The organism is Janthinobacterium sp. PSPC3-1 (genome assembly GCF_049896105.1).
Classification (GTDB): Bacteria; Pseudomonadota; Gammaproteobacteria; order Burkholderiales; family Burkholderiaceae_D; genus Janthinobacterium.
Genome location: NZ_JAFCTQ010000005.1, coordinates 154,258 through 167,936, shown reverse-complemented (window position 1 = coordinate 167,936; position 13,679 = coordinate 154,258). Strand labels below are relative to the sequence as shown.

General features: G+C 66.4%; 12 protein-coding genes. All 12 read left to right on the top strand.

Annotated elements, in window-relative coordinates; translation table 11 throughout:
• Window positions 1-39 precede the first annotated feature (39 nt).
• The 12 genes from ACP7B7_RS08220 (at window position 40) to ACP7B7_RS08165 (ending at window position 13,539) form a co-directional block, all read left to right on the top strand.
• Window positions 40-1,056, top strand: coding sequence for a Gfo/Idh/MocA family protein (locus ACP7B7_RS08220; protein ID WP_426076328.1), 1,017 nt, complete (start codon window positions 40-42; stop codon window positions 1,054-1,056).
• Between the two features lie 47 nt (window positions 1,057-1,103).
• Window positions 1,104-2,678 carry an acyl CoA:acetate/3-ketoacid CoA transferase gene (locus ACP7B7_RS08215; RefSeq protein WP_426076327.1) on the top strand — a complete coding sequence of 525 codons (1,575 nt, stop codon included), beginning with the start codon at window positions 1,104-1,106 and terminating at the stop codon, window positions 2,676-2,678.
• Entirely contained in the window at window positions 2,671-3,453 is a 783-nt protein-coding gene (locus ACP7B7_RS08210) for an enoyl-CoA hydratase/isomerase family protein (protein WP_426076326.1), read from the top strand. The genes ACP7B7_RS08215 and ACP7B7_RS08210 overlap by 8 nt, the downstream gene beginning before the upstream one ends.
• A 1-nt stretch (window position 3,454) precedes the next feature.
• The gene (locus ACP7B7_RS08205; protein ID WP_426076325.1) at window positions 3,455-5,005 is read left to right on the top strand and encodes an aldehyde dehydrogenase family protein; all 1,551 of its coding nucleotides are present in this window, start codon (window positions 3,455-3,457) and stop codon (window positions 5,003-5,005) included.
• A gap of 73 nt (window positions 5,006-5,078) precedes the next feature.
• Window positions 5,079-6,335: an ABC transporter substrate-binding protein gene (locus ACP7B7_RS08200; RefSeq protein ID WP_426076324.1), complete on the top strand. Its 1,257-nt coding sequence runs from the start codon at window positions 5,079-5,081 to the stop codon at window positions 6,333-6,335.
• 82 nt (window positions 6,336-6,417) lie between these two features.
• On the top strand, window positions 6,418-7,386 hold the full coding sequence (locus ACP7B7_RS08195; protein WP_426076323.1) for a carbohydrate ABC transporter permease: 969 nt from the start codon (window positions 6,418-6,420) through the stop codon (window positions 7,384-7,386).
• Window positions 7,387-7,406: 20 nt separating this feature from the next.
• Window positions 7,407-8,300 carry a carbohydrate ABC transporter permease gene (locus ACP7B7_RS08190; RefSeq protein ID WP_426076322.1) on the top strand — a complete coding sequence of 298 codons (894 nt, stop codon included), beginning with the start codon at window positions 7,407-7,409 and terminating at the stop codon, window positions 8,298-8,300.
• Between the two features lie 3 nt (window positions 8,301-8,303).
• Complete coding sequence (locus tag ACP7B7_RS08185) at window positions 8,304-9,410, top strand: ABC transporter ATP-binding protein (protein ID WP_426076321.1); 1,107 nt, start codon at window positions 8,304-8,306, stop codon at window positions 9,408-9,410.
• Window positions 9,411-9,429: 19 nt separating this feature from the next.
• Window positions 9,430-10,209, top strand: coding sequence for a 3-ketoacyl-ACP reductase (locus ACP7B7_RS08180; RefSeq protein ID WP_426076320.1), 780 nt, complete (start codon window positions 9,430-9,432; stop codon window positions 10,207-10,209).
• An 11-nt stretch (window positions 10,210-10,220) separates the two neighbouring features.
• Window positions 10,221-11,849: a GMC family oxidoreductase gene (locus tag ACP7B7_RS08175; RefSeq protein WP_426076319.1), complete on the top strand. Its 1,629-nt coding sequence runs from the start codon at window positions 10,221-10,223 to the stop codon at window positions 11,847-11,849.
• The gene (locus ACP7B7_RS08170; protein WP_426076318.1) at window positions 11,846-13,018 is read left to right on the top strand and encodes a dihydrodipicolinate synthase family protein; all 1,173 of its coding nucleotides are present in this window, start codon (window positions 11,846-11,848) and stop codon (window positions 13,016-13,018) included. Before ACP7B7_RS08175 ends, ACP7B7_RS08170 begins: the two co-directional genes overlap by 4 nt.
• A gap of 14 nt (window positions 13,019-13,032) precedes the next feature.
• A complete protein-coding gene (locus ACP7B7_RS08165) occupies window positions 13,033-13,539 on the top strand; it encodes a heme-degrading domain-containing protein (RefSeq protein WP_426076317.1) in 507 nt (168 codons plus the stop codon).
• Window positions 13,540-13,679 lie beyond the last annotated feature (140 nt).

Sequence of the window (13,679 nt, the reverse complement as noted above, 5' to 3'; positions counted from 1 at the left end):
CATAACAAAAAATTGGAACGTTCCAATAAGGAGACTTTCATGCAGACACCAGTACATTGGGCGCTCGTGGGCGCCAGCACCATCGCCGACCAGTTCATGATCGCCGCCATCCGCGCCCAGGGCGGCGTGATCGCCGTGGTGGTCAGCGGCGACGCGCAGCGCGCCAGCGATTTTGCGCAGAAAAACGCCATCCCCCGCCATGCCATCGATCTGGACGCGGTGCTGGCCGATCCCGCCATCGACGCCGTCTATATCAGCAGCACCAATGAAAAGCATTTGCCGCAGGCGCTGGCCGCCGCCCGCGCCGGCAAGCACGTGCTGTGCGAAAAACCGCTGGCGCTGAGCGCCGAAGATGCGCAGCAGATGATAGCCGTCTGCGCCGAACAGGGCGTGGTGCTGGGCACCAACCACCACCTGCGCTGCGCCGCTACCCACCGCGCGCTGCGCGAGCAGCTGCGTGCCGGCGGCATCGGCAAGCCCTTGTTCGCACGCGTCTTCCACGCCGTCTCGCTGCCGCCGCAACTGCGCGGCTGGAGGGTGGAACAGCCCGAGGCGGGCGGCGGCGTGATCCTCGATATCTCGGTGCACGACGTGGACACCTTGCGCTATATCCTCGACGATGAGCCGGTGGAAGTGAGCGCCATGACGGCCGCCGGCAGCATGGGTTCGGCCGGCCTGGCCGACGGCGTGATGTCCATCATCCGTTTCCGCCAGGGCGTGCTGGCGCAGCTGCACGATGCCTTTACGGTGCCGTTCGCGCCGACCGGCCTGGAACTGCACGGCACGCAAGGCTCGCTGTTTGCGCGCGACGTGATGACGCAGCGCCCGGTGGGCGAGATCGTGCTGCGCAGCGCCGATGGCGAACGCGTGATCGAGGTCGAACACGCCAGCCTGTACGACTACGCCGTGCAGCGCTTCCATGCCGCCATCGCCGGCGAGGGCACGCCTGCCGCCACCGGCCAGGACGGCTACCGCTCGCTGCTGGCGGCCCTCGCGCTGGCGCAGTCGGCGCAGTCGGGTGCGCATGTCACGGTCGACAGCCGCTTCGGCAAATAAACACCCCTTAAAAAACCAGGAGAAACACCGTGGTAGCAAGTAAAGTCATGACAATGGCGGACGCCGCACGCCTGATCAAAGACGGCGACGTCGTCACGGTCAGCTCGTCGAGCGGCCTGGGATGCCCCGATGCGCTGCTGGCCGCCATCGGCGCGCGCTATGACGAAGAGCAGCATCCGCGTGCGCTGACCATGCTGCACCCGATCGCCGCCGGCGACATGTATGGCATCAAGGGCATCGACCACCTGGCCAGGCCCGGCCTGATCGATACGATTATCGCCGGCTCGTTCCCCAGTGGCCCGTCCAGCCTGCCGATGCCGGCCATCTGGCGCCTGATCGAAGACAACCAGGTGCGCGCCTTCAACCTGCCCAGCGGCGTGCTGTTCGACATGCACCGCGAAGTGGCCGCCAGGCGCCCGGGCGTGCTGACCAGGGTCGGCCTCGACACCTTCGTCGATCCGGAGCGCCAGGGCGGTGCCATGAATGCGCGCGCCGCGGCCGATCCCGTGGTGTCGAAAGTGATGTTCGGCGGCGAGGAGTGGCTGCACTACCAGAATGTGGTGCCGCGGGTGGCCATCGTGCGCGCCACCACCGCCGACGAAAAGGGCAACCTGTCGTTCGAGCATGAAGGCGCCTTGCTGGGCGGGCGCGACCAGGCGCTGGCCGCCCGCAACAACGGCGGCATCGTGATCGCCCAGGTCAAGCGCGTGGTCAAGGCCGGCTCCCTGCCGACCCAGTCCGTGCATATTCCATGCAACCTGGTCGACGTGATTGTGGTCGACCCGCAGCAGCAGCAAACCACGCAGATCGCCTACGACCCGGAAATCAGCGGTGAAATCAAGCTGCCCGACAGCGCCTTTGCCTATGCCGAATGGCATGCCGACAAGATCATCGCGCGCCGCGCCGCGATGGAAGTGGCGCACGGCGACGCCGTCAACCTGGGCTTCGGCATTTCCGCCAACGTGCCGCGCATTTTGCTGGAAGAGGGCTATCGCGACGACGTGACCTGGGTGATCGAGCAGGGCGCCGTCGGCGGCGTGCCGCTGCTGGGCTTTGCCTTCGGCTGCGCCGGCAATGCCGACGCCATCATGCCGTCGCCGTCGCAGTTCGTGTATTTCCAGGGCGGCGGCTTTGACGTCTCGCTGCTGTCGTTTTTGCAGATCGACCGGCACGGCCATGTGAATGTCTCGCGCCTGCCCAGCAAACCCTACCTGACGGCCGGCTGCGGCGGCTTTATCGACATCACCACCCATGCGCGACGGCTGGTCTTCAGCGGCTACTTCACGGCCGGCGCGCAGCTGGCGGTGGGCGACGGCAAGCTGTCCATCCTCAGGGAAGGCAAGCGCAAGCTGGTCGCCGAGGTCGACCACGTCACCTTCAGCGGCCGCATGGGACGCGAGCGGGGCCAGGAAGTGCTGTATGTCACGGAGCGCTGCGTGATGCGCCTGACGGATTGCGGGCTGGAACTGACGGAAATCGCGCCCGGCGTCGAGCTGCAGCGCGACATTCTCGACCAGGCCGGCTTTGCCCTGGCGGTCTCGCCAGACCTGAAACTGATGGATGCGGTCATCTTTACCGATGCGCCATTTGCACTGCAACTGAAGGAGGCCCGCCATGGCTGAAGCAGACCTGATCCGGATTGAAACGCGCGGCGAGATCGCCATCGTCACCCTGGACCGGCCGGCCAAGCTCAATGCACTGACGCCGGCCATGCTGGACCAGCTGGAAGCGGCGGCCGATGCGCTGGAAGCCGACACCGGCTTGCGCGCGGTGGTGCTGACCGGCGCCGGCGAACGGGCTTTTTGCGTGGGCGCCGATATCAATGAATGGGCGGCGCTGGCGCCGCTGGACATGTGGCGCCGCTGGGTCACGCGCGGCCACCGCGTGTTCGACCGCTGGGCCGGGCTGCGCCTGCCGGTGGTGGCCGCCATCAATGGCCCGGCCATGGGCGGCGGCCTGGAGCTGGCCGCCGTGGCCGATATCCGCGTCGCCGATCCTGGCGCCACCTTTGCGCTGCCCGAGGCCAGCATCGCCACCTGCCCGGGATGGTCCGGCACGCAGCGCCTGGTGTCGCTGATCGGCCCGGCCCACGTCAAGGCGATGGCGCTGACGGCGCGCCGCATCGATGCGCAGCGTGCGCTGGCGATCGGCCTGGTCGATGAGATCGCCGAAGCCGGACAGTCGCTGGCGGCGGCGATTGCGGTGGCGCGGCAGATCGCCACCCTGGCGCCGGTCTCGGTGCAGCTTACCAAGCAGTTGATCAACGCCGCCGCCGGCCACGGCACCGGCGCCACCCTGGAAGCGATGGCCGGCGCGCTGTCGGCCACCACCAGCGACGCCCAAGAGGGCATGGCCAGTTTTCGCGAACGCCGCAAGGCATACTACAAGGGACAATAAGATGAACCAGAGCACCCATAACCAGACCCTGCCAGCCGCGCCTGCACTGCTGGCCGGCGCACCGAAGCCTGATCACGCCGTCTTCCACGGCCAGCTGTATATCGACGGCGCCTGGCGCGAAGCGCTTGACGGCGCGCGCTTCGAGCGGCGCAGCCCGGCCCATGGCCATTTGGTCAGCACCTTTGCCGAAGCGGGCAGCGATGACGTCGAGGAAGCGATCGGCGCCGCCCAGCGGGCGTTCGACGATGGCCGCTGGGCCGGCCTGAAAGGCGTGGAGCGCGCGCGCATCCTGCTGGCGGTGGCCGATGGCATCACGGCGCGCATCGACGAGATGGCGCTGCTGGAGTCGCTGGAAACGGGCAAGCCGCTGGCCCAGGCGCGCGGCGAAGTGAGCGGCTGCGTCGACCTGTGGCAGTACGCGGCCAGCCTGGCGCGCACCCTCAGCGGCGACGCCTACGACAGCCTGGGCCAGGACATGCTGGGCATCGTGCTGCGCCAGCCCATCGGCGTGGTGGGCCTGATCACGCCGTGGAATTTCCCGATCTGGATACTGTCGCAAAAGCTGCCGTTCGCGCTGGCCGCCGGCTGCACCTGCGTCGTCAAGCCCAGCGAACTGACGTCGAGCACCACCGCCATCCTGATGCAGATCCTGGCGCAGGCGGGCGTGCCGCCGGGCGTGGTCAACCTCGTCACGGGCCAGGGACCGACTGTCGGTCAGCCGCTGGCTGAACACCCTGCGATTGCCATGCTGTCGTTCACGGGCTCGACCCGGGTCGGCAGCCTGCTGGGCGGCATCGCCTCGAAGGGCCTGAAAAAAGTGGCGCTGGAACTGGGCGGCAAGAATCCGCAGATCGTCTTTCCCGATTGCGACTGGGACGCCATGATCGACGCGGTGGTGTTCGGCGTGTATTTCAATGCCGGCGAATGCTGCAACAGCGGCAGCCGGGTGCTGGTGCATGCCTCGATCGCCGAACGATTCACGCAGGCCGTGGTCGAGCGTTCGCGCCAGGTAGCGATCGGCGATCCGCTCCATCCCGACTGCAAGGTGGGCGCCATCGTCAGCGAACGGCAGATGGCCGACATCCTCGGTAATATCGAACGGGGCGTGGCGGCCGGGGCGCGCCTGCGCCTGGGCGGCAAGCGCTATGACGCCGACGGCCTGTACCTGGAGCCGACCGTCATCGGCGACGTGACGCCCGACATGCCGATCGCGCGCGAGGAAGTGTTCGGCCCGGTGCTGGTGATCATTGCGTTCGACGACGCGCGGCAGGCGGTCAGCATCGCCAACGATACGGCCTACGGCCTGTCGGCCGCCGTCTGGAGCCGCGATATCGACACTTGCCTGACGGTGGCGCGCGGCGTCCATGCCGGCACCGTATGGGTCAATACCTTCCTCGACGGCTATCCGGAACTGCCGTTCGGCGGCGTCAAGGCCAGCGGCGTGGGCCGCGAACTGGGCAAGCAGGCGGTGGAGGACTACACCGAAACCAAAACCATTCAACTGCATATGGGAGGACGAAGCAACTGGTGGCTGCCACGCCCGGCGGCCTGAAGCAAGGTAGGGAATCACCGACAAGCCCACAGACAAAAAATGCCCAACAAGGGTGTGTTCAAAGGAGACGAAAATGTTGAAGAAAACCGTAGCTGCCGCCGCCGTCGCGCTGATCGCGGCGCAAACCCTGCCTGTACTGGCGGCCGATGTCAAACAGGTCGAGGTCATGCACTGGTGGACTTCCGGTGGCGAGGCCAAGGCCCTGGGCGTGCTCAAGGACGATCTCAAGCAGCGTGGCTACAGCTGGAAGGACAGCCCGATCGCGGGCGGCGGCGGCGAGGCGGCGCGCACGGTGCTGCGCGCGCGCGTGGCGTCGAACAATCCGCCGGACGCGATGCAGATGCTGGGCTTCAGCGTGCAGGATTATGCCGACGAAGGCTTGCTGACCAATCTGGATGCGATCGCCGCCAAGGGCGGCTGGGACAAGCTGATTCCGGCGCCCATCCAGCGCTTTTCCCGCGCCGGCGGCAACTGGTTCGCGGTGCCGGTCGGCGTACACAGCACCAACTGGCTGTTCATCAACAAGAAGATCTTCGACGAACTGAAACTGACGCCGCCGCAGACCTTCGACGAGCTGGTGGTGACGGCCGACAAAATCCGCAAGGCCGGCTATATTCCGCTGGCCCACGGCGGCCAGGCCTGGCAGGACGCCACCCTGTTCGACAGCGCCGTGATGTCGGCCGGCGGCACCAGATTCTATACCGATGCGCTGGTCAGACTGGACCCGAAGGCGCTGGGTTCGAAGACCATGGAAAAGGCCTTCGACCAGATGCGCAAGCTGCGCGGCATGGTGGACGCCAACTTCTCGGGCCGCGACTGGAACCTGGCCAGCTCCATGGTCATCAACGGCAAGGCCGCCATGCAGATCATGGGCGACTGGGCCAAGGGCGAATATGCCAACGCCGGCAAGAAGCCCGGTGTCGACTATGTCTGCGCGCACTACCCGGGCACGCAGAACGCCTTCATCTTCGTGACCGACCAGTTTGCCACTTTCAAGGCGGGCAAGGAGCGCACGGCCGGTCAGTACGCGTTTGCCGAAGCCATCATGGACAAGAATACGCAGGCCAGGTTCAACCAGACCAAGGGCGCCGTGCCGGCCCGGCTCGACACGCCGATGGACGGTTTCGACGAGTGCGGCGTGAAAGCCATGACCGACATGCGCTCGGCCCTGCAGGCCGGCAATATGGTGGGCAGCTTCGCCCACGGCCAGGCCATGCCGGAAGCGTCGAAGACGGCCGTGTATGACGTGGTGACGCACTTCTTCAACTCCAGCCAGAGCTCCGCCGACGCCGTCAAGCGCCTGGTGGCGGCCGTCGAGGGCTCGAAGTAAGCCGGCAGCAGCAAGGGTGGCGGGGGCCCGGTTCGCCGTCCCCGTCCCGATCCACTCCGTTCTTTGTCCTGCAGGTGACGCCATGTACCTTGAAAATCGCGCTCCGGTGGCTTCGGCCGCCGTCGCCAATGCCGGGCGCGGCGCAAGCGCGCCGCTGACCCGGCGCTCGCTGCGCAACCGCTTCGAAGCGCTGCTGCCGAAGCTCGTGCTCGGCCCCACCCTGATCATCACCCTGGTGTTCGTGTATGGCTTTATCGCCTGGACCACCATGCTGTCGTTTACCCGCTCGCGCGCGTTCGCCAAGTTCGACTGGGTCGGGCTGCTGCAATATGCGCGTGTGTGGGACCATCCGCGCTGGCATGTGGCGGTGTCCAACCTGGCCGTGTACGCCACCTTGTACGTGGTGCTGTGCCTGGCCATCGGCCTGTTCCTGGCCATTTTGCTCGACCAGCGCATCCGCGCCGAAGGCGGGCTGCGCGCCATCTTTTTGTATCCGATGGCGCTGTCCTTCATCGTCACCGGCACGGCCTGGAAGTGGATACTCAATCCCGGCCTGGGCTTGACCAAGCTGTTTCACGACTGGGGCTGGACCAGCTTCGAGTTCGACTGGATCATCAACGACATGGCCATCTACACGGTGGTGATCGCGGCGGTCTGGCAGGCCTCGGGTTTCGTGATGGCGATGTTCCTGGCCGGCCTGCGCGGCATCGACCAGGAAATGATCAAGGCCGCGTCCATCGACGGCGCGCGCATGCCGGCCATCTACCGCCGCATCATCATCCCGCAGCTGCGCCCCGTGTTCATCTCGGCGCTGGTGATCCTGGTGCACCTGGCCGTGAAAAGCTATGAGCTGGTGATCGCGCTGACCGGCGCCGGACCAGGCTACTCGACCGAGCTGCCGTCGACCTTCATGTATTCGTTCACCTTCACGCGCAATGAGCTGGGCATGGGCGCGGCCAGCGCCGTGATGATGCTGTGTACCGTGGCCGCCATCATGGTGCCGTATCTGTATTCCGAAATGCGGCCCCGCTCGTCGGCTGGCGGCCATTAAATAACAACAAGGAGACAACAATGGCTGCCAAATCATGGGACTCGCCGCAAATGGTGGTGGGCAAGCACAATACGATGTCGCGCGTGGTGATCTACACCTTGCTGCTGGTGCTGGCCGCGGTGTACCTGACGCCGCTGCTGGTCATGCTGCTGACCTCGTTCAAACCGCTGCCCGAGGTCTACTCGGGCAATATCCTGGCGCTGCCGCAGGAATGGACCACCGCCGCCTGGCAAAAAGCCTGGGGCACGGCCTGCGTGGGCCTGGAATGCGAGGGCGTGAAAGGCTATTTCTGGAACTCGTTCCGCATGGTGTTCTGCGCCGTGGCCGTATCGACCATTATCGGCGCGCTGAACGGCTACGTGCTGACCAAGTGGCGCTTCAAGGGCGACAACGTGCTGTTCGCGCTGGTGCTGTTCGGCTGCTTCATTCCATTCCAGATCGTGCTGATCCCGATGGCCACCTTCCTCGGCAAGGTGGGGCTGGCGCAGTCGATCACCGGCCTGGCCTTCGTGCACGTGGTGTACGGCCTGTGCTTTACCACGCTGTACTTCCGCAACTACTACATCGCTTTTCCCGATGAACTGGTCAAGGCGGCGATGATCGACGGCGCACGGTTTTTCCGCATCTTCTTTCGCATCCTGCTGCCCAATTCGGTGCCCATCATTACGGTCACCGTGATCTGGCAGTTCACCAATATCTGGAACGACTTCCTGTTCGGCGCCTCGTTCACCACCGGCAGCGCGGCGCCGATCACGGTCGCGCTGAACAATATCGTCAACACCTCGACCGGCGTCAAGGAATACAACGTGCAGATGGCCACGGCGATGATCGCCGCGCTGCCCACGCTGCTGGTGTATGTCGTCGGCGGTCGTTATTTCGTGCGCGGCCTGATGGCCGGCTCAGTCAAGGGGTAAATCATGTCTTCTTTATACGTATCGAATGTCAGCAAGTCCTACGGCGCCACCGAAATCCTGCGCGATATTAATATCGACGTGGAAGATGGCGATTTCCTGGTGCTGGTCGGCCCTTCGGGCTGCGGCAAGTCCACCTTGCTGTCGCTGATCGCCGGCCTGGACACCCTCTCCGGCGGCGAAATCCGCATCGGCAAGGACAAGGTCAACGACCTGCATCCGAGCGAGCGCGATATCGCCATGGTGTTCCAGAGCTATGCGCTGTACCCGAACATGACGGTGGGGCAGAACATCAGCTTCGGCCTGGAAATGCGCAAGGTGCCCAAGCCTGCGCGCGACAAGGCGGTGCAGGATGCGGCGCGGCTGCTGCAGATCGAACACCTGCTGGACCGCCGCCCGGGGCAATTGTCGGGCGGCCAGCGCCAGCGCGTGGCGATGGGGCGCGCGCTGGTGCGCGACCCGAAGATCTTCCTGTTCGACGAGCCGCTGTCCAACCTGGACGCCAAGCTGCGGGTCGACATGCGCACCGAAATCAAGAAGCTGCACCAGCGCCTGGGCGCCACCATCGTGTATGTCACGCACGACCAGATCGAGGCCATGACCCTGGCCACGCGCATCGCCGTGATGAAGGGCGGCATCCTGCAGCAACTGGGCACGCCGGCCGAGATCTACAACACGCCGGCCAATACCTTTGTCGCCACTTTCATGGGTTCACCGTCGATGAATCTGCTGCCGGCGCGCGTCGAGCGGCGCGGCGACGCACTGCATTTGCTGGTGGGCGAGGGCGCCGCCGCCATCGACCTGCCGCTGCCGCCGCAGTCAGCCGCCATCGACAGCCATGTGGGCCGCGAGGTGATCGCCGGCCTGCGCCCGGAAGCGATCGGCGTGGAACACGGCCGCCCCGGCGCGGTGCTGCGCAGCGTGCCCGTCACCATCAATGTGCTGGAGCCGACCGGCCCCGACACCCTGGCCATGCTGGAACTGGGCGGCATGGAAGTGTCGGCCCGCCTGGGGCCGGACCTGTCGCGCCTATGCGGCGAACGCTGCGAGCTGATGGTCGACCTGTCCAAGCTGGTGCTGTTCGACGCGCAAACCCGGCAGCGCATCGCGTGAACCTGCAAGGAGATCATTCATGAACCATATTCCTGCCAGCCGCCCGACGGCGCTGGTCACGGGCGGGCGGCGCGGCATCGGCCGGGCGATCTGCGTGGCCCTGGCCGAACGCGGCTACGACATCGTGCTGACCGACGTGGTGCAAGACGCCGAGGCCGACGCTACCTGCGCACTGGTACGCGCGGCCGGCGCGCAGGCCTGTTTTGTCGTCTCGAACCTGAGCCAGCTGGACTCGCACCAGGCGGTGCTGGACGCGGCGCTGGCGTTCAAGGGCGGCATCGACTGCCTGGTCAACAATGCCGGCATCGGCTCGCCCAGCCGCGGCGACCTGCTCGATGTCTCGCCTTGCGCCTTCGATGCGGTACTGGACGTCAACCTGCGCGGCACTTTTTTCATGACGCAGGCGGTGGCGCGCCATATGGTGTCGGTGCCTTCGCCGCACCCGCGCGCCATCATCACCGTGTCGTCGGTGTCGGCCGAGATGGCCTCGGTCGAGCGGGCCGAGTACTGTCTGTCGAAAGCGGCGCTGCCGATGCTGTCGCGCCTGTTCGCCTTGCGCCTGGCCAGCGCGCAGGTCGCCGTGTTCGAGGTGCGGCCCGGCATCATCCGCACGCCGATGACCGAGGGCGTGGCCGAACGTTACGAGGCGCGCTTTCGCGACGGCCTGGTGCCGGCCGCGCGCTGGGGCGAAAGCGATGAGGTGGCCCGCGTGGTCGCCACCCTGGCCGACGGCTCGCTGCCTTTCTCCACCGGCAGCGTGCTGCACGTCGACGGCGGCCTTTCGATTCCCGTTCTTTGAAAACAAACCAGATGAAACCACACTACGACTATGTGATCGTCGGCGGCGGTTCAGCCGGCTGCGTGCTGGCCAACCGCCTCAGCGCCGACCCGTCGGTGACGGTGCTGCTGCTCGAAGCGGGCGGCTCCGACCGCCACCCGTTTTTCGCCATGCCGGCCGGTTTTGCCAAGATGACCAAGGGCATAGGCTCCTGGGGCTGGCACACGGTGCCGCAACAGCATCTGAACAACCGCGTGCTGCGCTATACCCAGGCCAAGGTGATCGGCGGCGGCTCGTCGATCAACGCCCAGCTCTATACACGCGGCGTGCCGGCCGACTACGACGAATGGGAAAGCCGCGCCGGCGCCACCGGCTGGTCCTACCGCGACGTGCTGCCGTACTTCAAGCGCTCCGAGAACAACCAGCGCTACGCGAATGAATTCCACGGCTATGGCGGCCCGCTGGGCGTCTCGAACCCGATCAGCCCGATGCCGATCTGCGAAGCGTTTTTCCAGGCCGGGCAGGAACTGGGCATCCCCTTCAATCCCGATTTCAACGGCGCCAGCCAGGGTGGCCTCGGCTACTACCAGCTGACCCAGCTCGACGCGCGCCGCTCGTCGGCGGCCACCGGCTTTGTCAAGCCCGTGCTGGACCGCCCCAACCTGACGGTACAGATGCAGGCGCGGACCTTGCGCGTGCTCGTCGACGCCAAGCGCGCCACCGGCGTGGAAGTGGTGCTGGGCGGCAGCCGTGATGTACAGGTCGTGCGCGCCGCGCGCGAGGTGATCGTCTCGTCGGGCGCGATCGGCACGCCCAAGCTGCTGATGCAGTCGGGCATCGGTCCGGCCGAACACCTGGAGTCGGTCGGTGTGCCGGTGCGCCACGGCTTGCGCGGCGTGGGTGCCAACCTGCAGGACCACCTGGACCTGTTCGTGATCGCCGAGTGCACGGGCGACCATACCTATGACAAATACAACCGGCCCCACCATGCGGCGTGGGCCGGCCTGCAGTACCTGCTGCTGAAAAAAGGCCCGGTGGCGTCCAGCCTGTTCGAGACGGGCGGCTTCTGGTATGCCGACCGCGATGCGGCCGAACCTGCCCGTTCGCCCGACATCCAGTTCCACTTGGGCCTCGGTTCCGGCATCGAGGCCGGCATGGCCAAACTGCGCAACGCGGGCGTGACCCTGAACACGGCTTATTTGCGGCCCCGTTCGCGCGGCACCGTGCGCCTGGCGCATGCCGACCCGGCCAGCGCGCCGCTGATCGATCCGAATTACTGGTCCGATCCGCACGACAAGGCGATGGCCCTGAAAGGCCTGCGCCTGGCGCGCGAGATCCTGCGCGCGCCGGCCCTGCGCCGCTACGTGCAAAGCGAAGTGCTGCCCGGCAGCCGGCTTGAAACCGACCAGGAACTGTTCGAGTACGCCTGCGCCAACGCCAAGACCGACCATCACCCGGTCGGCACCTGCCGCATGGGGCAGGAAAACGATCCGGACAGCGTGGTCACGCCGGACCTGCGCCTGATCGGCCTGCAGGGCCTGCGCGTGGTCGATGCGTCCGTGATGCCGTTTGTCCCCTCGTGCAATACCAACGCCCCCACCATCATGGTCGCCGAAAAGGCGGCCGACATGATCATGCAATCGCGCCAGGAGAGAACATGAAGATTATTTTACCGACTGAACTGGCCACGCTGCATAGCCATGCCATGCTGCAGGTCGACGACACCGTGGCGCCCACGGCGCTCCCCCCATTCAACCGCATCGCCTACGCGGCGGCGCACGTGGTGATCGATCCGCGCCGCCCTTACGATCCTTCCGGCCAGGCGCCGCCCATTGACTGGGATGCGACCCTGGCCTTCCGCGGCTATCTGTATGGCCTGGGCTTCAAGGTGGCCGAGGCGATGGATACGGCGCAGCGCGGCATGGGCATAGGCTGGCCGGTCGCGGCCGAGCTGATACGGCGCAGCATCGCCCATGCGCGCACCATTCCCGGCGCGGACCTGGCCTGCGGCGTCGGCACCGACCACCTCGATGGCGGCGTGGCGCATGGCCTGGATGCCATCACCGGCGCCTATGGCGAGCAGTTCGAGGCGGTCGAAAAGGCCGGCGGGCGGCCCGTGATGATGGCCAGCCGCGCCCTGTGCGCCAGCGCGCGCGGTGCGGCCGACTACCAGCGCGTATATGGCGATGTCCTGAGCGCCTCGCGTGAAAAAGTGATCCTGCACTGGCTGGGCGATGCGTTTGATGCTTCGCTACGCGGCTACTGGGGCAGCGAGGACGTGCCGACCGCGATGGCCACCGTGCTGGAGATTATCCGCCAGCACCGCGACAAGATCGACGGCATCAAGATTTCGCTGCTGAACGCCGGCCATGAACGCCTGCTGCGCGCCCAGCTTCCCGACGGCGTGCGCATGTACACGGGCGACGATTTCAACTACGGCGAACTGATCGCCGGCGACGAGACCGGCCATTCGCATGCGCTGCTCGGTATTTTCGATCCGATCGCGCCGGTGGCCGCGCGCGCGCTGGCGGCGCTGGCGGCAGGCGATAGCGACGGCTACCAGCGGCTGATCGCGCCCACCGTCACCTTGTCGCGCCATTTGTTCGCCGCGCCGACCCAGTACTACAAGGCCGGCGTGGTGTTCCTGGCCTGGCTCAATGGCCATCAACCGCATTTCACCATGGCCGGCGGCATGCACGCCATGCGCAGCGTGGTCCATTACGCGCAGCTGTTCCGGCTGGCTGACGCGGCCGGGGTGCTGATCCGCCCCGAACTGGCGCGCCGGCGCATGGCGCAATTTCTCCAGCTGCAAGCGGGCATCGATCAATGACGGGAGCGTACACCATGACACAACAGATGCAATCAGACCTGGCGCGCATCGCCGAGCAGGAACGCCGGCTGCAATTCCCCACGCTGGACCTGGACCAGCTGTGGCGGCTGGGCAGCCTGCTGCGCACCATGGCCCGGGAACGCGGCATGGCGCTGGCGATCGAAATCCGGGTCGGCGCCGACACCGTGTTCCAGTCCATCATGCCGGGCGCCAGCCCGAACAACGCCGACTGGGCGCGCCGCAAGCGCAATACCGTGCAGATGCTGCACACCAGCTCCTATGCGGTGGGCCTGGCCGCGCGCCTGAAGGGCGTCAGCCTGGAACAGGAATCGGGCCAGCCGCTGCGCGACTATGCCACCCATGGCGGCAGCTTTCCGCTGCTGCTGGCCCATTACGGCGTGGCTGGCGCCATCACGGTGTCCGGCGCGCCCGAGCGCGACGACCACGCGCTGGTGGTCGAGGCGCTGGCGCAGCTGCTGGGCGTGGAGCATGCGGCGCTGGCCTTCGACCGTCCAGCCTGACCGCGCGCGGCTGGTGGATTCGGCGCAGCCTGGCGTCGCCGGCCGGTGACCGATGCTGCAAATTCACCAGTTGGCGCGGCGATAAGGGGATTTCCCCCGGTTTTTGCTGGCACGTATCCTGCCTATAGGTGCTCAAGCGC

Bases quoted from the DNA above. Each gene is read 5' to 3' on its own strand.
- ACP7B7_RS08220 (WP_426076328.1), top strand. From the start codon at position 40: ATGCAGACACCAGTACATTGGGCGCTCGTGGGCGCCAGCACCATCGCC.
- ACP7B7_RS08215 (WP_426076327.1), top strand. From the start codon at position 1,104: ATGACAATGGCGGACGCCGCACGCCTGATCAAAGACGGCGACGTCGTC.
- ACP7B7_RS08210 (WP_426076326.1), top strand. From the start codon at position 2,671: ATGGCTGAAGCAGACCTGATCCGGATTGAAACGCGCGGCGAGATCGCC.
- ACP7B7_RS08205 (WP_426076325.1), top strand. From the start codon at position 3,455: ATGAACCAGAGCACCCATAACCAGACCCTGCCAGCCGCGCCTGCACTG.
- ACP7B7_RS08200 (WP_426076324.1), top strand. From the start codon at position 5,079: ATGTTGAAGAAAACCGTAGCTGCCGCCGCCGTCGCGCTGATCGCGGCG.
- ACP7B7_RS08195 (WP_426076323.1), top strand. From the start codon at position 6,418: ATGTACCTTGAAAATCGCGCTCCGGTGGCTTCGGCCGCCGTCGCCAAT.
- ACP7B7_RS08190 (WP_426076322.1), top strand. From the start codon at position 7,407: ATGGCTGCCAAATCATGGGACTCGCCGCAAATGGTGGTGGGCAAGCAC.
- ACP7B7_RS08185 (WP_426076321.1), top strand. From the start codon at position 8,304: ATGTCTTCTTTATACGTATCGAATGTCAGCAAGTCCTACGGCGCCACC.
- ACP7B7_RS08180 (WP_426076320.1), top strand. From the start codon at position 9,430: ATGAACCATATTCCTGCCAGCCGCCCGACGGCGCTGGTCACGGGCGGG.
- ACP7B7_RS08175 (WP_426076319.1), top strand. From the start codon at position 10,221: ATGAAACCACACTACGACTATGTGATCGTCGGCGGCGGTTCAGCCGGC.
- ACP7B7_RS08170 (WP_426076318.1), top strand. From the start codon at position 11,846: ATGAAGATTATTTTACCGACTGAACTGGCCACGCTGCATAGCCATGCC.
- ACP7B7_RS08165 (WP_426076317.1), top strand. From the start codon at position 13,033: ATGACACAACAGATGCAATCAGACCTGGCGCGCATCGCCGAGCAGGAA.